This window comes from Marinobacter sp. EVN1, assembly GCF_000475375.1.
Lineage (GTDB): Bacteria > Pseudomonadota > Gammaproteobacteria > Pseudomonadales > Oleiphilaceae > Marinobacter > Marinobacter nauticus.
In genome coordinates this window covers 13,944-32,282 of the sequence record NZ_AXCB01000001.1, presented here as the reverse complement: position 1 = coordinate 32,282, position 18,339 = coordinate 13,944, and the positions used below count along the sequence as shown (strand labels likewise).

The 18,339-nt window shown below is 58.4% G+C and carries 19 protein-coding genes; 1 reads left to right on the top strand and 18 read right to left on the bottom strand.

Annotated features, from left to right (window positions below):
• Nucleotides 1-9: 9 nt before the first annotated feature.
• From Q674_RS21295 to Q674_RS21210, 18 genes are all read right to left on the bottom strand, one after another.
• On the bottom strand, nt 10-420 hold the full coding sequence (locus Q674_RS21295) for a hypothetical protein (RefSeq protein WP_023007589.1): 411 nt from the start codon (nt 418-420) through the stop codon (nt 10-12).
• Nucleotides 410-1,180, bottom strand: coding sequence for a type II secretion system protein J (locus Q674_RS21290; RefSeq protein WP_031209477.1), 771 nt, complete (start codon nt 1,178-1,180; stop codon nt 410-412). Before Q674_RS21290 ends, Q674_RS21295 begins: the two co-directional genes overlap by 11 nt.
• Nucleotides 1,180-1,668, bottom strand: coding sequence for a prepilin-type N-terminal cleavage/methylation domain-containing protein (locus tag Q674_RS21285; protein ID WP_023007587.1), 489 nt, complete (start codon nt 1,666-1,668; stop codon nt 1,180-1,182). The genes Q674_RS21290 and Q674_RS21285 overlap by 1 nt, the downstream gene beginning before the upstream one ends.
• Nucleotides 1,668-2,108 carry a type II secretion system protein gene (locus Q674_RS21280; protein ID WP_226538186.1) on the bottom strand — a complete coding sequence of 147 codons (441 nt, stop codon included), beginning with the start codon at nt 2,106-2,108 and terminating at the stop codon, nt 1,668-1,670. The genes Q674_RS21285 and Q674_RS21280 overlap by 1 nt, the downstream gene beginning before the upstream one ends.
• 108 nt (nt 2,109-2,216) lie before the next feature.
• Complete coding sequence (locus Q674_RS41585) at nt 2,217-2,693, bottom strand: type II secretion system protein (protein WP_023007585.1); 477 nt, start codon at nt 2,691-2,693, stop codon at nt 2,217-2,219.
• A 55-nt stretch (nt 2,694-2,748) separates the two neighbouring features.
• Nucleotides 2,749-3,267: a type II secretion system protein gene (locus tag Q674_RS21270; protein WP_023007584.1), complete on the bottom strand. Its 519-nt coding sequence runs from the start codon at nt 3,265-3,267 to the stop codon at nt 2,749-2,751.
• Between the two features lie 36 nt (nt 3,268-3,303).
• Nucleotides 3,304-3,885, bottom strand: coding sequence for a hypothetical protein (locus Q674_RS21265; protein WP_031209475.1), 582 nt, complete (start codon nt 3,883-3,885; stop codon nt 3,304-3,306).
• Nucleotides 3,886-5,115 (bottom strand): type II secretion system F family protein, encoded by a 1,230-nt coding sequence (locus Q674_RS21260; protein ID WP_023007582.1) that lies wholly within the window; start codon nt 5,113-5,115, stop codon nt 3,886-3,888.
• Nucleotides 5,115-6,884, bottom strand: a complete 1,770-nt coding sequence (locus tag Q674_RS21255) for a GspE/PulE family protein (protein ID WP_023007581.1) — start codon at nt 6,882-6,884, stop codon at nt 5,115-5,117. The genes Q674_RS21260 and Q674_RS21255 overlap by 1 nt, the downstream gene beginning before the upstream one ends.
• The gene (locus Q674_RS21250; RefSeq protein ID WP_023007580.1) at nt 6,881-8,032 is read right to left on the bottom strand and encodes a tetratricopeptide repeat protein; all 1,152 of its coding nucleotides are present in this window, start codon (nt 8,030-8,032) and stop codon (nt 6,881-6,883) included. The genes Q674_RS21255 and Q674_RS21250 overlap by 4 nt, the downstream gene beginning before the upstream one ends.
• Nucleotides 8,029-8,868 carry an ExeA family protein gene (locus Q674_RS21245; protein WP_023007579.1) on the bottom strand — a complete coding sequence of 280 codons (840 nt, stop codon included), beginning with the start codon at nt 8,866-8,868 and terminating at the stop codon, nt 8,029-8,031. The genes Q674_RS21250 and Q674_RS21245 overlap by 4 nt, the downstream gene beginning before the upstream one ends.
• Nucleotides 8,868-10,604 carry a pilus (MSHA type) biogenesis protein MshL gene (gene mshL, locus Q674_RS21240; protein WP_023007578.1) on the bottom strand — a complete coding sequence of 579 codons (1,737 nt, stop codon included), beginning with the start codon at nt 10,602-10,604 and terminating at the stop codon, nt 8,868-8,870. The genes Q674_RS21245 and mshL overlap by 1 nt, the downstream gene beginning before the upstream one ends.
• Nucleotides 10,601-10,930, bottom strand: a complete 330-nt coding sequence (locus Q674_RS21235; RefSeq protein WP_023007577.1) for a hypothetical protein — start codon at nt 10,928-10,930, stop codon at nt 10,601-10,603. The genes mshL and Q674_RS21235 overlap by 4 nt, the downstream gene beginning before the upstream one ends.
• Nucleotide 10,931: 1 nt before the next feature.
• Nucleotides 10,932-11,621, bottom strand: coding sequence for a type II secretion system protein M (locus Q674_RS21230; RefSeq protein WP_023007576.1), 690 nt, complete (start codon nt 11,619-11,621; stop codon nt 10,932-10,934).
• Nucleotides 11,618-12,235, bottom strand: a complete 618-nt coding sequence (locus tag Q674_RS21225; RefSeq protein ID WP_023007575.1) for a PilN domain-containing protein — start codon at nt 12,233-12,235, stop codon at nt 11,618-11,620. Before Q674_RS21225 ends, Q674_RS21230 begins: the two co-directional genes overlap by 4 nt.
• Nucleotides 12,235-13,161, bottom strand: a complete 927-nt coding sequence (locus tag Q674_RS21220; protein ID WP_023007574.1) for a hypothetical protein — start codon at nt 13,159-13,161, stop codon at nt 12,235-12,237. The genes Q674_RS21225 and Q674_RS21220 overlap by 1 nt, the downstream gene beginning before the upstream one ends.
• Before the next feature lie 211 nt (nt 13,162-13,372).
• Entirely contained in the window at nt 13,373-13,897 is a 525-nt protein-coding gene (gene ssb, locus Q674_RS21215) for a single-stranded DNA-binding protein (protein ID WP_031209470.1), read from the bottom strand.
• A 57-nt stretch (nt 13,898-13,954) separates the two neighbouring features.
• A complete protein-coding gene (locus Q674_RS21210; RefSeq protein WP_023007572.1) occupies nt 13,955-15,325 on the bottom strand; it encodes an MFS transporter in 1,371 nt (456 codons plus the stop codon).
• A gap of 164 nt (nt 15,326-15,489) precedes the next feature.
• Here Q674_RS21210 and uvrA point away from each other — a divergent pair, with 164 nt between their 5' ends.
• Entirely contained in the window at nt 15,490-18,312 is a 2,823-nt protein-coding gene (gene uvrA, locus Q674_RS21205; RefSeq protein ID WP_023007571.1) for an excinuclease ABC subunit UvrA, read from the top strand.
• The last annotated feature ends 27 nt before the right edge of the window (nt 18,313-18,339 follow it).

Sequence of the window (18,339 nt, the reverse complement as noted above, 5' to 3'; positions counted from 1 at the left end):
TGGTCCGATTCATCGGGTGCGAACCTCCACTATCCGTATGGCCTGATCCGGACCATTGCCACACTGCCCCGTGCTTTTAATTGAAAACACCGTATCGCCTCCGGGGCCTTTGATATCGGCAGCTATCGAGGCGCAGGTTACCGACGCACTGCAGCCGTTCAGGGCCGAAACAGTAAAACTCAATGATGCGTTCACCGCACTGCAGCTGCCGCCCTCCAGCACATCCCTGACTGCCACCTGGGCGCCACTTTCCGCCGCGAAGAACGCTCGCTGGGACTGTATCTGCAGGCTTACCGACTGCCCGATACTCTCCTGCAGCTGCCCCATGCCCACTACCAGCAGGGCCAGTACCGTAATAATAAACAGCGCCACCGGGAGACCTGCACCGGCCTCCCGGCCGGGATAAGAATCAGGGTACATTGCGGATCTGCACCTCCTGGCTAACCGTGGTGGTCTCATCACCCTGAGGACTCTTCAAAGAAAAGGTGAACTGCACGACTGCCGCACGCCGAAAACTGGGTGGCGTGTATTGGAACTGGGCCGTACCGGCAAGATTGGCCGATAGAATCCGAGGTGTCACCGACGGGGGAGTTGGCTGTGTGGTCGATGGGGCATAACCACTGTAGCGGTATAAAAACCGACCACTCTGGCAGAGGCTGACAGGCTGCGCCACCACGAAGAGCCGCCGCTGCGGTGACCGTTCCCCGAAACGATGATTGGCGCTAAGGTTAATCTGAGCTGGAGACACTGAATTGTCGATGCTGGCGATGGTTGGCGATACTGGTCCCGGACTGGCACTGCCAAAGAGTGAATCCGCAGAGGTGCCATAACCATAGACCACCGCCCGGGTAGATCCACTGGGGGGCGTATTGGCAAACGGTGCTACGGCGATCGTGTTGCCGCCATCGGGAAGATCGGTGTAGGCCGTGCCTGCCTCAATTGGCAGCCATTCCAGACAATTGCCCGCAACGCGAATGGATAACGGGAAAGCTTCCCGAAGTTCCCGGCTTATCTGTTCACTGATCACCACGCCCTGCAAAGCGCGCTGCTGTCGGGCGCTAACGTCAATCGCACCACGGGTGGAGAGGGCGACGAACTGCACGGAAATGGTCGCCACGATGGCCAAAAGTACGATGACAATGACCAGCTCAACCAACGTGAATCCTGCTGCCCGGCGCATCAGTAATTCGCTCGGTAGGCGGTGAAGCGGTAGTCGTTTGCGGAGGGATCCGTGATGGTGATATCGATCCGCTTGGCCTCACCGGAGGGCAGCCCTACTTCGGTGCCCGCACAGGTTACACTGATGGAAACCCGGAAGCCGGAGTATTGGGCGCCAAGAGAACCACCTTCCGCGTTTTCAGGCGCTAAGCCATTGATATCGTAGTAGTCATCCACATCGTCGAAATCCTTGCGCCCCGACTCTTCTTTATCAATCGTACAGCCAACTTCCTTTGGAACGCCCCCCGGCAAAGTCTTGTCATCATACTTCCGAGACAGCACCTCATCCATGTAGAACTGCGCCAAGGCAATTGCCCGGGTCTGGTTAAGTGGGTCGGCACTGCGTCCGGCAATCAGGGAGAATGCCCCGACGACACCGGCAATGGCAACACTGATAATCACGATGGCCATGACCAGTTCCACCAGGGTGGCTCCACGTTGGACAAGCATCAGCACGGCCCCCGGTAAATCGCCCCAAGTGGGCTCAGGCAAACCCGAAAAGTGGATTCGCCGGAAAAGGTAAACTGAACGGTATTACCCGAGGTTTCCGGACGGCCAAAATAATCAAAGGTAATGGGAAAGGTGGCTCCGGTGACCGACAGGGATGTCCCGCCGCTGTCAATCCGGAAAGGCTCCCGTGAGCCCACGGTGAACAGAAATTCGCTGGAGGTCGATGTCACGGTCAGCGTGTTCTGGGTGGTGTTACCCGCCAGCGCTGCCTGCTGGGCAAGCAGCGTGGCGGATTCCAGTTGCTGGGTGGCCAGCAGAGGGGAGAAGGCCGAGCTCCTGGCGAACAGGCCAACACCCAGGGCGGAGAGGACTCCGATCAGGATGATGACCATGACCAGCTCAACGAGCGTGAAACCACGGCTCGGTTTATAAACTGCCACACTTCCCTTTCGCATACCTACTAGATACACCTCAGCTTAAGAGGAGGCTTCACAGCAATGCTTCAACAGAACTTGCCACAGCCTCCCTCCTCCAAGACGTTTCAGCTCTTAACAATCGAGAGAAGTAGGCAGAGAGATTGTCGGAGCGTCATCATTGGTTGAATCGAACTCATACGACACCTGGCAGCTTGTATTAGTAGTGTCATTTAGAGGCCGGACAATCACCGTATTGGCGGTTCCAGTATCGATATGAAAATCTTGTCCAGTAATCTGGGCTGCATCCAGAATCCCCGCTTGAGCAGCTGTTGCGTATCCTTTCACCACAGCGATGTCAGCACCATCAATTTCAATAGTCGTGGCTGTTGTTCCAGTTTCACCTTTGGCAAGCGCAGTGCTATGAACAATGGCAGACGCCGACTTAATCGCACCAGCGGCCCCTTTGATCGCAGATTCACGCGCCTCCCCCCCCAAATCAGCAAACCGCGGCAAAGCAAACGCCGCCAGAATGCCCAGGATCACGATTACCATTACCAATTCAATCAGGGTGAAACCCTTCTGATTTCTTGCTGGGATCATATTCATCATTGCTGTTACCTCTTACGTTTGTCGTGAAGTTCTAATTGAAACTATCGCATCGTTCTTAGTTTATATTGGTGACCACAGAGCCATCAGCCGTGTCGTAGGTAATGGTGCTGCCCTGACCATCCAACTGATATTCGTATTCGCAAGCCGTACCAACCACAGCCGCCCAATAGTCAGCGTCCGCATTGGCGGCAGTAGCGGTTGAGATTGTCGGGGCATTAGCCTGCAGCAATCCCTGCCATACCTGCACACAACGATTTTCGTTCGGGGCACCGGTCGTGCCATTAGTCGACGTTGCCCAACCTTCATCGTTGACTGCCACGTCGTCATCGCCGAAACCATCAACGGCCGAAACGGCGGCGGTCTGGCCATTCGACACCCACTGGGCTTTGACCAGCGCAACGCCCGCACTCAGCGCCCCAGCAGTACCCTTGATACTCGACTGGTGCGCCTGCTCAGAAAGCTGCGCAAACCGCGGCAGCGCAAACGCCGCCAGGATAGCCAGGATGGAAATCACCACCACCAGCTCAATCAGGGTGAAACCTTTTTGCTTCTGTTTGCTGTTGTACTGCGTCATTCGTCAGCCTCTTGCCGGTTCAATCGTGTTGGCCATTCAGCGCCTGGCGTCCTGCCGGTTCACTGTGGTTTTCTGGAACGGTACCTGCCTCAGTTTCAGGCCGGTGAGCCGTTCGTCTTGCTCCCGCCGGTTATTCCTGTTGCGGTCAGCAAATTCGCTTGTCACTCGCCAGGCGATCAGCTGTTCGGGTTTTACGCGCTTGCCTTCTATGGTTATCGGCTGCTTCGGTTTATAAATCAACCAACCCCTGGCCGATTCGCCTGTTTCATTTTGTTGCTGGTTTGCAAAACACCAACTGCCGGAGTCCGGCTCATTCCCGCCACAACCGCCCTTATAACGGGGCCATTGGTGGTCGAGCCAGTTGAAGGGATTACGCCCTTCCAGGCTGGCCAGGTTCTGCTTCCGGCTCAGCATGGCTTCCGCACCTTTAATCACCAGGGCAGAGCGCAGCTGCGTCAGCACCATGGCCACGCTTTGCTCTTCCACCCGCTGCAGCTCTCTGTCCAACCTGCCCAGCAGCACCCACCAAAGCACAAACAGCACCACCAGGGCCGTCAGCATCCGCATCCGCCGGCTATTGGCCAGGCCGTCGGCAGAAGACCAGCGTGGACCCTGCACCTAGCCCCGCCCCATGGCGGCGGCCCCCAGGTCCCAGATCGGCAGGAAGACCCCCAGCGCCAGAATCAGAACCAGTACCCCCATAGCCACAATCAGGATCGGCTCGATGGATTCCGCCAGCCGTTTCAGGCCATAGTCCACATCTTCGTCGTAGAAATCGGCGACGTTATTGAGCATGTCATCCACCGAACCGGTTTCCTCACCTACCGCGATCATCTGCAGGATCAGAGGCGTGAACATCTCGCTGTGCCGCGCGGTTCGAAGCAGGCTTTCACCCCGCTCAATACCAAGCCGCATGTCTTTGATGTGGCTGCCGATCCAGGCGTTGTCGGTGGCATCGGCCACTACCGTCAGAGCATGGGTAACCGGCATGCCCGCCTTGAGCATGGTGGCAAAGTTACGGGCAAAACGGCTGAGGGTAATCAACTCCAACAGGGGGCCGATGATGGGCAGCTTCAGCTTGTAGCGATCCCACATCAGCCGTCCCTGCTCAGTCCGCTTCCACTGGCGAATCAGCACAGCACCGGCAGCCACCGCAAACAGCATTAAGGGCCAGTATCCCAGCAGAAAATTCGAGGTTCCGACGAGTACCTGGGTCAGGAATGGCAGGTCTGCACCCAGCTTGGCAAACACCGAGGCAAAGCGCGGAATGACCAGAAAGTTCACCACCATCAGCGCCGCCAGCAGTGCGATGACCACGAACGTCGGGTAGCGCAGTGCCTGTTTTACCCGTCGTTTGGTGTCGCGTTCCAGCTCCAGTATCTCCGACAGACGCTTGAACGAATCGTCCAGCATTCCGGTGTTCTCCCCCACGTGGATCATGGCGATGAACAACTCGGAGAACACTTTCGGGTGTGCCTGCATGGCCGTGGCCATGGTGGTGCCACCTTCCAGGCGGTTGGTAATGTCCTCCAGCACCTCCGCCAGCACCGGCGAGCGCGTGGTTTCTGCCAGACCGCGCATGGTGCGAATCAGCGGGATACCGGCTTTGGTCAGCGCGTGCATCTGGCGGCAGAACACAATCAGTTCATCCAGCGTGACGGCTTTGCGGAACAGCGGCAGCTGGTTCAGTTTGTCCAGTGCCGACGAGGTATCTTCCTGTTCGCGAATGGTCAGCGGCGTAATACCACGGCGCATCAGTTCGCTGGCTGCCGCGTCCGGATTGGCGGCGGTCAGAGAACCTTGCTGGACAACGCCCCGGTTATCCTTGCCCCGGTAACTGAACTGCATCAGCTATCCACTCCTATGGCGGTATCGCCGCCCAGATCATCGGCATCCACCGTTATGTCGGCTTCCGAGGTGGCCGCTACTCGTGCCACTTCCTGCAACGAGGTCACCCCCTGCAGAGCATAGTCCATGGCGCACTGCCCCAAAGGTCGATAAATGGGGCTTCGGCGGGCGGCCCGGGTAAAGTCAGAGACATCCTTGCGGCGCAGTGCATCCAGCATGTCCTCGTCCATTTCCAGCATTTCGTAGACGCCCAGCCGGCCCTTGTAACCAGTGTTGCTGCACTGATAGCAGCCCTTGCCGTGAATAAAGCCGGCTTCAATATCGAGCGGATCCAGGTCAAAGGACTGCAGCCAGATCAGCTCCTGTTCGGTGGGCTGGTAGGGATCTTTGCAGTTGTCGCATACCCGCCGAACCAGGCGCTGAGCCACCACGCCCAACAGTGAACTGGCCACCAGGAAGGGCTCCGCCCCCATATCAATCAGACGCATGGCGCTGCTGATGGAATCGTTGGTGTGCAGGGTGGACAGCACCAGGTGACCGGTCATGGCAGCACGCAAACCAATCTCGACGGTTTCGTGGTCGCGCATTTCACCCACCAGAATGATATCCGGGTCCTGGCGCAGGGAGGCGCGCAACACGTTGGCAAATTCCAGTCCGATTTTTGGATTCACCTGAACCTGGGTAATCCGTGGCAACCGGTATTCCACCGGGTCTTCAGCGGTAATGATCTTGACCTCGGGTTTGTTCAGCTCGGTTAACGCGCCATACAGGGTCGTGGTTTTACCGCTGCCGGTGGGGCCGGTTACCAGAATCATGCCGTGGGGCTTTTTGATCAGCTTACGGAAACGTTCCAGCAAGTGCGGTGGCATGCCGGTACCCTGAAGATCCAGCATACCCTGGCTCTGGTCCAGCAAACGCATCACCACCGATTCACCATATTGCACAGGCATGGTGGATACCCGCACATCGATACTGCGGCCTTTTACCCGCACGTTGAAACGGCCATCCTGCGGCAACCGCTTCTCGGAAATATTCAGGCCCGCCATCAGTTTCAGGCGCAGGACCAGCGCCGCGTTCACGCGTTTTTCCTTCATCACCTGTTCCTGAAGCACCCCGTCCACCCGCTGGCGGATACGCACCACCGACTCATCCGGCTCGATATGAATATCCGAACTCCGGGCCTGCACGGCGTCCTCAAACAGAGTCTGCAATAGTTTGACCACCGGAGCATCAGCGCTTTCGGATTCGGCAGACAGGTCCGCCAGGTCGAAGGCATCATCGCCCAGCTCGTCTTCCAGCTCCTCGGCCAGCGAGGCAATCTCGTCGGTACGGCGGTAGACCAGGTCCAACGTGTTGAGCAGTTCGCTTTCCCGAACAACCGCCTGTTTGATGGGCTGCTTGAGCACCCGCACCAGTTCATCGTAGGCAAAAATATCGAGCGGGTCGGCCATGCCCACCAGCAACTCGCCCCCCTGTTCCGCCAACACAATCGCCCGGAACCGGCGCGCGAGGGCCTCAGGCAACTTCTTTACCAGTTCGTTGTTGAACTGGTAGTGGCGCAGTTGTACGAACGGCACCTCCAACTGGCGGGAGAGGATATTAAGCAGGTTATCCTCATCCACATAGCCCAGATCAATCAGGGTCCGGCCCAGTTTCCGGCCGGTGTTCTTCTGCTCACGCAGCGCCGTCATCAGCTGCTGTTCGGTGATGACGTCGTTCTGGACCAGCAGGTCACCTATGCGAATTTTTTTCTTCGGTTCTGTGGTCATGATCCTGCCTGCAATGCATTCAAGCGTTCTCGGGCGTAGTCCGCCAGCGCCGGAGACAAGCCCGGCAGGGCTGCAGCCTGGGCATAAGCCTGCGCAGCGCTGCGGCTGCGCCCTCCGGTTTCCAGGGCAATGGCCAGGCCGAGCCACCAGGCTGGGCGACCGTCGTCGTAGGCAATGAGTTCCGCCCAGTGGCCGGCAGAGGCCTCCGTCTGCCCGACCTGTTGCAGCAAGGTAGCCAGCGTGATGCGGTACTCTGGCTGATCAGCCACAGCCGGCACCCGGGCCAACAACGTGGCCACTGCCTGCTCAAGCTGCCCCTGCGCCAGTAAAGCTCTGGCCCGGAGCAAGCGCAGGCCGGCGTAATCGTCAGTCACCGCAGCCGGGAGCCAGCCAAGTGCCCGCTCCGCTTCTCCCTGCACCAGCAGGTCACGGGCAACCACTTCCCGGCTGTTCGGTGCAGGTTGGCTTTCAATCAGCGTGGCCAGCAACTGCTCGGCCTCAGCATTGCGCCCTGACACCAACAGACTGGCCAGCTCACGGCTGGTGCGCAGGTCGATCGCTTCCGGTGTTTCGCGGGATTGTTTCACGGATGTCCGGGCCGGCGTTGCCGCAGGTTCAGGCTCAGCAATGGCGACAGCCGGCTCAGGCTCCGCCGCGCTGGCTTTTTCTGCTACGGCCACCTCGGGTGTGGCTGGCTCCTGCTGTTCAGTCGGTTCTGCCAGGTGCCGGACCGGCTCCTCAACCGTTTCGATGGTGGCCGGCTCTGGGGCTACAGCAGGCTCAGCTGTCACCACCGGTTCAAGAACAGGTCTGGCTACTGATTCAGGCGGTGTAACCGCGGAAGAATTCGCCGCCTCCGTATTCGGCCGGAACTGCGCCACAGTCTGAGTTTCGAGAAGATCTTCGGGGACGGGAGCTGGCGCCACATTGGCTTCAGTAAGCGCTGGGGCAACCGTCTCGCCTTTCGAAATAAACCACCACGCTACGCCAGCGCCGAGCACCAGGAAGCTCACAAGAACGAGCAGCAAAGCGGTTTTTGCACCGGATCCCGTACCCGCTGTTGTGCTGTTACCGGTATACACCGCCGACACCTGTGGTTGTTGCTGCCGCTGTTCGGCCGCCCTCAGGGCATCGTTCAACAGGCTCATAACCACCCCCCGAACAGTCCGAGGGAACGGGCGCTTTCGGTATCCCTGACCGCGAGCAGCGCGTGCCTGCGATTGACTAATCGATCCCCCTGCCCCCAGGCCGCCAGCATGGCCTTGTGTGCCAGCACATTCACTAGCCTTGGAATACCTCCTGACGCCCGCCAGATCACTCTGAGAGCAGCTGGCGCGAACAGGTCGGAGCCGTTATACCCCGCCTGGGAGAGTCGGTGCCGAAGATACTGGCTTACCGAATCCCGGTTCAGCGGTTGCAGGCGAGTCTGGAAGGTAATGCGCTGGCGCAACTGGCGCAGACTGTCCTTGCTCAGGGTCGTGTCCAGCTCGGGCTGACCGAACAACACGATCTGCAGCAGCCGGGTGCTTTCGGTTTCCAGATTGGTGAGCAGGCGCAGGGCTTCAATGGTTTCTTCCGGCATGGCCTGGGCTTCGTCAATCACCAGCACCACCGGCTTCTGGTCCATCGCTAGGGCAATCAGTCTCTCGTTCAGGGCCTTGAGGATCTGATGGACGTTGGCGCACACCGCCACATCCACCCCCAGCTCCTCCGCGACCGCTTCGTAAAGCGTATCCGGTGGCAGATTCGGGTTGGGCACGTAGGCCGTGCAGGCTTCTTTATCAAGCTCATTCAGTAGCAGGCGACACAGCAGAGTTTTACCGGTGCCGACTTCCCCGGTCACCTTGATAAAGCCTTCCCGCTGCCGCAGCGCCACCAGCAAAAGCTCCAGGGCATCGGAATGGCTGGGCGCCCGCAGGAAGTAGCGGGTGTTGGGCGTCAATGCAAACGGTGCTTCCTGCAGTCCGAAGTGGCTCTGATACATCAGCGCGGTGCAGTCTCGGGTTGTGGCTTGACGGATTCAGACGAGTTTAGCAGCTCCCGCAATACATTCATGCGCTCACGGGAGGCACTGACATCAGCCTGCATTTGACCGGCATTGGCGACGACCGGACGCAACAGAATAACCAGTTCGCTCTTCCGGGATTCAAAATTGCGTTGCTTGAACAGTTCGCCCAGCAGTGGAATCTCACTGAAGAAAGGCACCGCTGAATTGTTGTCTTCGCTGCTGTTCTGGATCAGACCGCCAATCACCACAATCTGGCCACTTTCGGCCCGGATGACGCTATCGGTTTCGCGAACGGTGCTGCGGGCCAATGGCAGGGTGACATCCCGCTCCCCGATGGTAATCACCTTTTCCTGATCCGCCACTTCGCTCACGGATGGATGCACATGCAGGGTGATGGCGCCGTCCTCGGCGATCTGAGGTGTCACATCCAGTGAGATGCCGGAAAAGAACGGCGTCAGCTCGACGGAGGTTGATGTGCTGTCGGTGGCGGTAACGGCGGAATTGTTGTCATCAAAATCAATGTCGGTGACGAAGAACTCATCGGTGCCGACTTTGATCACGGCCTTTTGATTGTTGATCGTGGAAATTCTCGGGCTGGAAAGGATCTGCACATTACCCTGACGCCCCAACAATTCGATGACAGCATTAAAGCTGCCCTCTCGGATAGTGGCAGAGAACAATCCGCCTATATCCGACGTTCTGATGACCTGACCGGTCACACTTTCAAAAGTGAATTCCGCAGGCAAGCCATCACTGGCGGTTACTGAAGAAGCGCTCTGGAGATCGGACCAATTGATACCCTGCTGGTATCCCTCGTTCAGCCCCACTTCCAGAATCTTGGCCTCGAGCACAACCTGGCGCTGCATAATCAGCTCGGTTTTGCGCAAATAGCTCTCCACCAGCCTCAGATCGTCGGCGCCAGCCCGGACCATAACCAGCCCTGCTCCCGGATTCACCACAACCTGCCCTTTATTCCCGCCCACGATCATGTTCAGTGCGTCGCGGATATCACTCCAGAAATCCGATTCGGTCTGAGTAGATATCGTGGTACCGACCAGATTGCGGGTTTCATTGTCTTCATTGTTATCGTTGCTGCCAGCCCCCTCTCTATTGCTTCGGGAACTGCTGACCTGCCCGGAACTAACACGGGTTTCCGAGCCGCCACGGCGCTTGAAGTGCAGATAATCGATGGGGAACAGGCGGGTCTGAACCTGATCGGCCGCCACCCGATATAGCCGACCAGCACGGGTAATATCCAGGCCATACAGGTCTGCCGCTATGTCCATGACTTCAGGAACGGTCACATCGCTCAGTCGAAGACTGACCGTCGTGGCCACATCCGGGCGAACCACCACGTTATAGCGGGTGCCGGCAACCAGTGCCTCAAAAAAACTACTGGCCGGAACATCCGAGGCGTTCACATCGAAGCGCTCATCCTGTTGCGGGCTGCTACTCAGAGGCGGCAACAACTGGCTGCTGATATCGGCAGCCGATGGCGCAGGCACCGCACTCACGTTACTGGCTATCCGCTGACTCTGTTCAGCCTGTTCCAGGGTTCGATCGATTTCGTCAGCCACATCCGAAGAGGTCGCCGCCGAGGTGCGCATTAACGGATTGTTGCTACAGGCCGCCATGAATAGGGAGAGCGCAACTACGAGCGCCGTCTGGGCCTTCGGTCTGAATGCATTCATTGGTGTCCGCTTGTCTTTCATTGGGTTCTCCGCACCTGCGGAAGGGTTTCCGGGTAGAGCACCCGATGTTGTCCGTTATCCAGGATTTCAACACGGTCTCGATAGATCCGGCGCACGCGAATACCGTCGTGGCTCTCACCCTCTGTCAGGGCAACGCCCTCAATCACCGCCACTCGTCGGTCGGAGCCATGGACAATGGAGCCAAGCTCCAGGGGTCGCGGCGGCATTGCAGCTACAGCCTGGCTCTGAATACCCGGCGGCCTGGTGGGGTCCTGCAACGCCTGCGCTGGCAACGCCGCGGCGGCGGCCATCACGATCACGGCAGTACCAACAATTTGCCAGCTCACATCACACCCCCAACCACGCAGGCTCCAGGCTTAGCGTGCGCACCCGAATAGTGGCCTGGCCGTCCGGCCAGGTGCCCGCATCATACTCAAGCCGCGACCAGCCCAGCCGTTCATCCATGGCTTCCAGGCGCTCAAGATAGTTCAACACGTCCAGATAGCCGCCGCGCACGGTCATTTCCACGTCGTGCGTGTACAACAACGGCTCGGGTTTTGGCTTGTCGTTACCGACGGCAGCATTCGCCGTGTCCGGTTCGTCATACACCGGCTCCGGAGCCAACAACTCCATGGAGTCCAGTTTCAGGCCCTGTTGCGCAGCAAGCATTTCTCTTAACAGAACCACCATGTCCCGGGGTGCAATCAACTGACCAGTGGTTTCAGCAATCTGCTCATTCAGGCTGCTTAGCCGGTTTTCCCGCGCTGCAAGCCTTTCCCGCAGCTCGGTGGAAGGATCACTGGCAAGCTGTCCATCAAGGCTTTCCTGCTGGCTCAGCAAAGCATCCCGTGTGGTTAGCGCTGCCTGAAACTGGCTGCTTAGCTGACTTTTCCGGGCTTCAGCAGGCGCAACCAGCAGTTCCCAGCCAACAACAAACACCACCACACACACCGTTAGCAGTACCAGAACCCGCTCACGAATCGGCCGGTCGTTATACCATTGGCAGCCGTCAGCCCATCGGGATTTCAACACGCTCATAAGCCTGTGTCCCCGTTGTTTTCGGTGGCAATCTGAAAGTTGACCCACTGGCGTGCTGCCTCTCCATCCGGGCGCGAGATCCGGAAATCAGAGAAGGTTTCACCAATAAACGCCGGCTCTTCGCCCAGGCGTTCGAGATAACGGGGCACCAAGTCGGCAGACCGGGTCTGGCCCTTAAGCGTCAGGGTAGCGGGGAAAGACTCCAGCCGAATCCCGGTCAGCCAGAGATTGTCTGGCACTTGCCGGGCCAACGCAGACAACCTTCCGGAAAATCCGGAATGACCACTTATGGCCAGGGTTTCGATTCGACCCAGCAGTCGTTGTCGGCGGCTGATCGTTTCCGTGACCCTTGCCAGAGCCGCTTCCAGATCCGGGTCCGGCTGACGAGCCAGAACCTCATCCTGCAGCCGGGCGACCACCTGCTCCAACTGGTTGTTTTGCCGCTCTACGGCCAGAGCCTGAGCCTCCAGTTGCTGATTCTGGTAACGAACCAGGCCGGCAAGCCCAGCAACCACCACAATCACCAGTGCCAGCGCCATCAGTGCCGATGTGGCGTTCAGCTTTTGTTTGTTTGGCCGCAGCTCGGCGGTATAAAGATTGACCTGCTGCTGCATTAATGAGCCTCCCCGACGACCAGGCCCGCACTCCAGGCAGGGAGACACCGGCTATCCAGATCCTGCTCCAGTCCAAACTCCGGCCAGGCGACAGTTTCAATCGAGGCGGCCACATAGGACGACAACATGGAGGTAAGCGGCAGCACCGAGTCTCTCGCCACCAGGCGGATCGTGGCGGGCGGCACCTGGCCCAACTGGCTCTCGAAATAATCCATGGAGCGCTGAATCTCCAGGGCGAGGGACTGCACCGCGTTTTCCTGTCGCCCGGCATCCCGCAGATCGTCGTAGGACACGTCCAGCCGCCGGGACAGATACAGCGTATCGCCGCGGCAGACAACCATCTGCCCATATCGTTCGCGCAGGTGGACCAGCGCCACACCACGGTTCGCGGTGTCCATACGGGAGGCCAGGTTCCGCAGTGCAAGTTCAGCAATATCCACTCGCACCAGTTCCAGGCCGGCTCCGTCAACCAGTGCCATCAGCTCCTGCACCAGTGACTTGCGAGCCGTAACTACGTTCACCAGGGGCCCGCGCCCACGGGAGGCATCTTCCGGAAAGGCAAAAACATCAGAAACCGCATCGGAAGGGCTGAAATCCAGAAAATCTTTCAACTTCCACTTCAGGGCATCGGCCAGTTCGTTGTCTTCTATACCCTCAGGGCGTTCCACCTGGAAAACCTGGTATTGATCGATGGGCAACACCACGACCGCCGGGGCTCCCGCCCAGCCCTGTTCGTTAACGAGAGACTCGAGCGCTTCGCGACGCTTGGCCGGCAAACAATCGACAAACCCTCTGCCGGCCAACACCCCATCGGAGCCCTTGGCCCAGGCGATGCCGTCAGGGCGGACCTCAAGACAGACCGGGGTTCTGCTGTCTGCCCGCGCAAACAAGCGGGAGACTCGGTTTACAACGGAGCTCAGGGTCATGACTTCCTTCAAGGCGAACGGTATTTGCCACGATAGCCAAGCGTAGAAACGCTTAAAATATCGCCGGCTTTTTACACTGACTTACATAGTAGTTGAGAAACCGAACGTAACTCTACGGATTTTTGATTGATTTCACGGAGATTTTGCAAGTCCGTAACAAAAAAGCCCGCAGAAATCGCGGGCTTTTGATTCAGGACAAACTTGATATTTATCAGAACGGAATATCGTCATCAAAATCATCAATCGGCTCAGGCATGCCGCCACCCTGCTGCTGGGGTGCCGGGTTGTTGTAGCCACCAGCCTGTCCACCCTGCTGGGGCGGCGGATTGTATTGCGGCTGTTGCTGCGGCCGTCCCTGGGGTGCCCCCGGATTCATGCCGCCCTCAGAGCCACGACTGTCCAGCATCTGCATCTGGCCATTGATATCCACAACCACTTCGGTGGTGTAGACATCCTGCCCTTCCTTGTTCTGCCATTTCCGGGTCTGCAGCTTGCCTTCAATGTAGACCTTGGAGCCTTTGCGCAGGTATTGCCCAGCCACCTCAGCCACCTTGCCGAACAACACAACCCGATGCCATTCGGTCTTCGGCACCAGCTGTCCGGTCTGGCGATCCTTGTAACTCTCGTCTGTGGCGAGGTTCAGGTTAACCACAGCGTTGCCGTTGGGGGTATAGCGAGTGTCCGGGTCCTGCCCCAGGTTACCAATGAGAATTACCTTGTTTACGCCTCGTGCCATCGTATGCTCCTGATCATGTTTTGCGGAGTGCCAGCCATCCATGCCAGCATCCTGTGTTTAAGTACTCTTACCCTGCCGGACAAAGTCAAAGTCCGCAAGCTGATCTTCCCGAAAATGCTGACGGTCCACCTTCAGGTAGGCTGTCGATGCATTTTCAACAATCACAACGTCCTTCACGCCCGGCAGCCTTCGTAGCTGACGGTCCACGTCGTCAAAGGTATTTTCCAGCGCATCCCTCAGCTCCAGAACCAGGCTGGTCGTGTAGCTCGGGGCCGGCATGGTCAAGGCTGCCAGCAGCCACACCAGGAGGCACCCGGCCATCAACCAGAGCACTCCCTCCACGCCAGCGCTCTGCAGCAGATAACCTCCCAGAGCTCCACCCAGAAAAGCACCAAAAAACTGGGAGGTGGAATAAACCCCCATGGCCGTTCCCTTACTGGCAGCCGGAGCCTCTTTACTGATTAACGAAGGCAGACTGGCTTCCAGAAGATTGAACGCCATAAAGAAGAAAAATAGCACACCCCAGGCTGCCCAGAGGCTGGCATTCACCTGAGTCAGCGTTGCTGTTGCCGCTGTCAGCAAGGCAATGGCCATGCACAGTATCGGCTTCATTTTGCGTTTCTTTTCGCCAATGATGATAAAGGGCACCATGGCAAAGAAAGAAAGCACCATCACACTCAAATAGAACCACCAGTGGGAACTGCTGGCCAATCCCAACTGATCCTGAAGCATGGTCGGAAAGACCAGGAACAGGGCCGTCAGAACCAGGTGCAGCACAAAGATTCCGAAGTCGAGCCGCAGCAGGCGGCCATCGGCCAGAACGCGCCCGACCATTTCGCGGGCAGGATGGGTATCGGCGCTGACTTTATGGGTATGTGGCGTAGGCACCACCCTGGCGACCACAACAAGGGCCAACAGGGCCATCACTGCCGTCACGTAGAAGATGCCAGACAAGCCCCAGGCCGCGCCCAGCAACGGGCCCAGCACCAGCGACACGGAAAACGACAGGCCAATGGAAATGCCCACCGTGGCCATGGCCTTGGTGCGCTCTTCCTCTCGGGTGAGGTCTGACAGCAGTGCCATCAATACACTGGCGATGGCACCGGCACCTTGAAGAATCCGACCGGCGATCACAACGTATATTGAGTCGGTCGACGCGGCCAGCAGGCTCCCGCTGGCAAACAGAATAAGCCCCAGGTAGATCATCTTCTTGCGGCCAACCCGATCCGACAACAGGCCGAAGGGGATCTGAAGCAGCGCCTGACTCAGGCCGTAAGCACCAATCGCCAGGCCCAATAGCGCCGGCGTCGCACCCTGCAGGTCCGTACCCAGCAGCACAAACACGGGCATGACCATAAACAGGCCCAGCATACGCATGGCGTATACCGAAGCCAGAGCCACAACTGAGCGTTTTTCGAGCGCGTTCATGCCTACCCGTGCGGTTTGAATGAATGGTGAGCGGCCGGTAACCGCAGGCGGCGAATTGTACCAGAACCACCCCGGCGACGGGACACCCGCAGAGCGGGTCGTTCCGCACTTAGCCGGAACGACCCGAAACCGATATACTGGCAGTTTTTACCAAGCGAGGTGTTATGGACCATATCCAGATCAAGGGCGCGCGCACCCACAACCTGAAAAACATCGACCTGGATATGCCAAGGGACAAACTGATCGTCATTACCGGTCTGTCCGGCTCCGGCAAGTCCTCATTGGCGTTCGATACGCTCTATGCCGAGGGCCAGCGCCGGTATGTCGAGTCGCTGTCCACCTACGCACGGCAATTCCTCTCGATGATGGAAAAGCCCGATGTGGATCATATTGAAGGCTTGTCGCCAGCCATCTCCATCGAGCAGAAATCCACGTCGCACAACCCCCGCTCTACCGTGGGGACCATCACCGAGATCTATGACTATCTGAGACTGCTTTTCGCTCGTGCTGGTGAACCCCGCTGTCCTGATCACGGCCAGCCGCTGGAAGCCCAGACCGTGAGCCAGATGGTTGACCAGGTTCTCGCCATGCCGGAAGGCAGCAAGCTGATGATATTGGCGCCGGTGATCCGGGATCGCAAAGGTGAGCATCTGCAGGTGATCGACACCATGCGCAGCCAGGGCTTCATCCGCCTGAGAGTGGACGGAGCTGTATACGACATAGACGACGTTCCTGCCCTGGACAAGAAGCGCAAGCACCAGATTGACGTTGTGGTCGATCGATTCAAAGTCAAGGAGGGGCTGGAGCAACGACTGGCCGAGAGCTTCGAAACCGCCCTGGAGCTGGCCGACGGCATTGCTCTGGTGGCGCCCATGAGTGGAGAAGGCGAGGAACACACCTTCTCGGCGCGCTATGCCTGCACCCAGTGCGGCTACTCCCTGAGCGAACTGGAACCTCGCCTGTTTTCGTTCAACAACCCGGCCGGCGCCTGCCCCACCTGCGACGGTCTGGGGGTGCGCCAGTTCTTTGATGCCGAAAAGGTGATCCAGAGCCCGGAAGCGACCCTCGCATCAGGAGCCATCAAAGGCTGGGACCGTCGTGCCGTGTACTACTTCCAGATGCTGACCAGTGTTGCCGAACACTACGGCATTGACCTGGAAACACCCTGGGAAGAGCTGCCTGAAAACTTCCAGGAGGTGCTCCTGTATGGCTCCGGCGACGAGGACATTCCCTTTCGTTATGTGAACTCTCGCGGTCATATCATGGAAAAGGCCCACCCGTTCGAGGGCATACTGCCGAATCTGGAACGCCGTTACCGCGAGACGGAATCTCAGAGCATGCGCGAGGAACTGGCTCGCAACCTGAGCACACAACCCTGTAAAGACTGCGGCGGTTCGCGCCTGCGTCGCAGTGCCCGTCACGTCTTTATCGAAGAACGAAACCTCCCGGAAATTACCCACCTCCCCGTGGGTGATGCTCATCGCTACTTCAGCACTCTGGCATTGCCCGGGCGTAAAGGTGAGATCGCCGAAAAAATCCTGAAAGAGGTACGGGAGCGCCTGCAATTTCTGGTCAACGTGGGCCTCGAATACCTCACCCTGGAACGCAGCGCAGACACCCTCTCAGGCGGCGAAGCCCAGCGCATCAGACTGGCCAGCCAGATAGGCGCAGGACTGGTGGGTGTGATGTACATTCTGGACGAGCCGTCCATTGGCCTGCACCAGCGGGACAACGACCGACTGCTTGCCACCCTCACCCACCTAAGGGATCTGGGCAACACGGTGATCGTGGTGGAACACGACGAAGATGCTATCCGGGCTGCCGACTACGTTATTGACATTGGCCCCGGCGCTGGCGTCCACGGCGGAGAGATTGTCGCGCGGGGAACCCCGAAAGAGATTATTGCCAACCCGGCTTCAATGACTGGCCAGTACCTCAGTGGCGAGAAGGAGATCTCGGTACCTTCTGAGCGAAACAAGGGCAATGGCAAGAAGCTGGTACTGACCGGCGCCTCTGGCAACAATCTCCGGGACGTAACGCTCACGCTGCCGCTAGGCGTGATGACCTGCGTTACCGGGGTATCGGGCTCAGGCAAATCCACCCTGATTAACAGCACCCTCTATCCGGTCGCGGCCGCCAAACTGAACAAAGCGACCAGCCTCAATCATGCACCCTACAAGAGCCTGAAAGGACTTGATCAGCTCGACAAGGTGATCGACATTGACCAGAGCCCTATCGGACGGACACCCAGGTCTAACCCCGCCACTTACACCGGCCTGTTTACCCCCATCAGGGAACTCTTCGCCGGCACTCAGGAGGCTCGCTCACGCGGCTACAAACCTGGCCGCTTCTCCTTCAACGTGAAGGGCGGCCGGTGCGAGGCCTGCCAGGGCGATGGCGTCATCAAAGTCGAAATGCACTTCCTGCCAGACGTCTATGTGCCCTGCGACATCTGTAAAGGCAAACGCTACAACCGGGAGACCCTCGAGGTTCGGTATAAAGGCAAAAACATTCACGAGGTTCTGGAAATGACCGTTGAGGAGGGCCGGGAGTTTTTCGACGCAGTCCCCTTCATCGCCAGAAAACTGCAAACGCTGATCGACGTGGGCCTGTCCTACATTCGTCTGGGCCAGAGCGCAGTGACCCTCTCGGGGGGCGAAGCACAGCGGGTCAAGCTGGCTAAGGAGCTGTCCAAACGGGACACAGGCAAAACCCTGTACATCCTGGACGAGCCCACGACCGGCCTGCACTTCTACGATATCCAGCAACTTTTGAACGTGCTGGAGCGTTTGCGCGATCACGGCAACACCATCGTTGTCATCGAGCACAACCTGGACGTCATCAAGACCGCAGACTGGATTGTCGACCTCGGCCCGGAAGGTGGGTCCGGTGGCGGACAGATTATTGCTGAAGGAACGCCCGAGGAAGTGGCCGCCAATCCGGCTTCGCACACCGGACGTTACCTCAAACCGATGCTCACCAAATAGCCCGCCCGAGCGACGGGCACAAAAAAA

Coding starts and splice junctions, on each gene's coding strand:
- Q674_RS21285 (WP_023007587.1), bottom strand. CDS start 1,668: ATGCTTGTCCAACGTGGAGCCACCCTGGTGGAACTGGTCATGGCCATC.
- Q674_RS21290 (WP_031209477.1), bottom strand. CDS start 1,180: ATGCGCCGGGCAGCAGGATTCACGTTGGTTGAGCTGGTCATTGTCATC.
- Q674_RS21225 (WP_023007575.1), bottom strand. CDS start 12,235: ATGCAGCAGCAGGTCAATCTTTATACCGCCGAGCTGCGGCCAAACAAA.
- Q674_RS21260 (WP_023007582.1), bottom strand. CDS start 5,115: ATGCAGTTCAGTTACCGGGGCAAGGATAACCGGGGCGTTGTCCAGCAA.
- uvrA (WP_023007571.1), top strand. CDS start 15,490: ATGGACCATATCCAGATCAAGGGCGCGCGCACCCACAACCTGAAAAAC.
- Q674_RS21220 (WP_023007574.1), bottom strand. CDS start 13,161: ATGACCCTGAGCTCCGTTGTAAACCGAGTCTCCCGCTTGTTTGCGCGG.
- Q674_RS21210 (WP_023007572.1), bottom strand. CDS start 15,325: ATGAACGCGCTCGAAAAACGCTCAGTTGTGGCTCTGGCTTCGGTATAC.
- Q674_RS21230 (WP_023007576.1), bottom strand. CDS start 11,621: ATGAGCGTGTTGAAATCCCGATGGGCTGACGGCTGCCAATGGTATAAC.
- ssb (WP_031209470.1), bottom strand. CDS start 13,897: ATGGCACGAGGCGTAAACAAGGTAATTCTCATTGGTAACCTGGGGCAG.
- Q674_RS21270 (WP_023007584.1), bottom strand. CDS start 3,267: ATGACGCAGTACAACAGCAAACAGAAGCAAAAAGGTTTCACCCTGATT.
- Q674_RS21295 (WP_023007589.1), bottom strand. CDS start 420: ATGTACCCTGATTCTTATCCCGGCCGGGAGGCCGGTGCAGGTCTCCCG.
- mshL (WP_023007578.1), bottom strand. CDS start 10,604: ATGAAAGACAAGCGGACACCAATGAATGCATTCAGACCGAAGGCCCAG.
- Q674_RS21245 (WP_023007579.1), bottom strand. CDS start 8,868: ATGTATCAGAGCCACTTCGGACTGCAGGAAGCACCGTTTGCATTGACG.
- Q674_RS41585 (WP_023007585.1), bottom strand. CDS start 2,693: ATGATGAATATGATCCCAGCAAGAAATCAGAAGGGTTTCACCCTGATT.
- Q674_RS21250 (WP_023007580.1), bottom strand. CDS start 8,032: ATGAGCCTGTTGAACGATGCCCTGAGGGCGGCCGAACAGCGGCAGCAA.
- Q674_RS21255 (WP_023007581.1), bottom strand. CDS start 6,884: ATGACCACAGAACCGAAGAAAAAAATTCGCATAGGTGACCTGCTGGTC.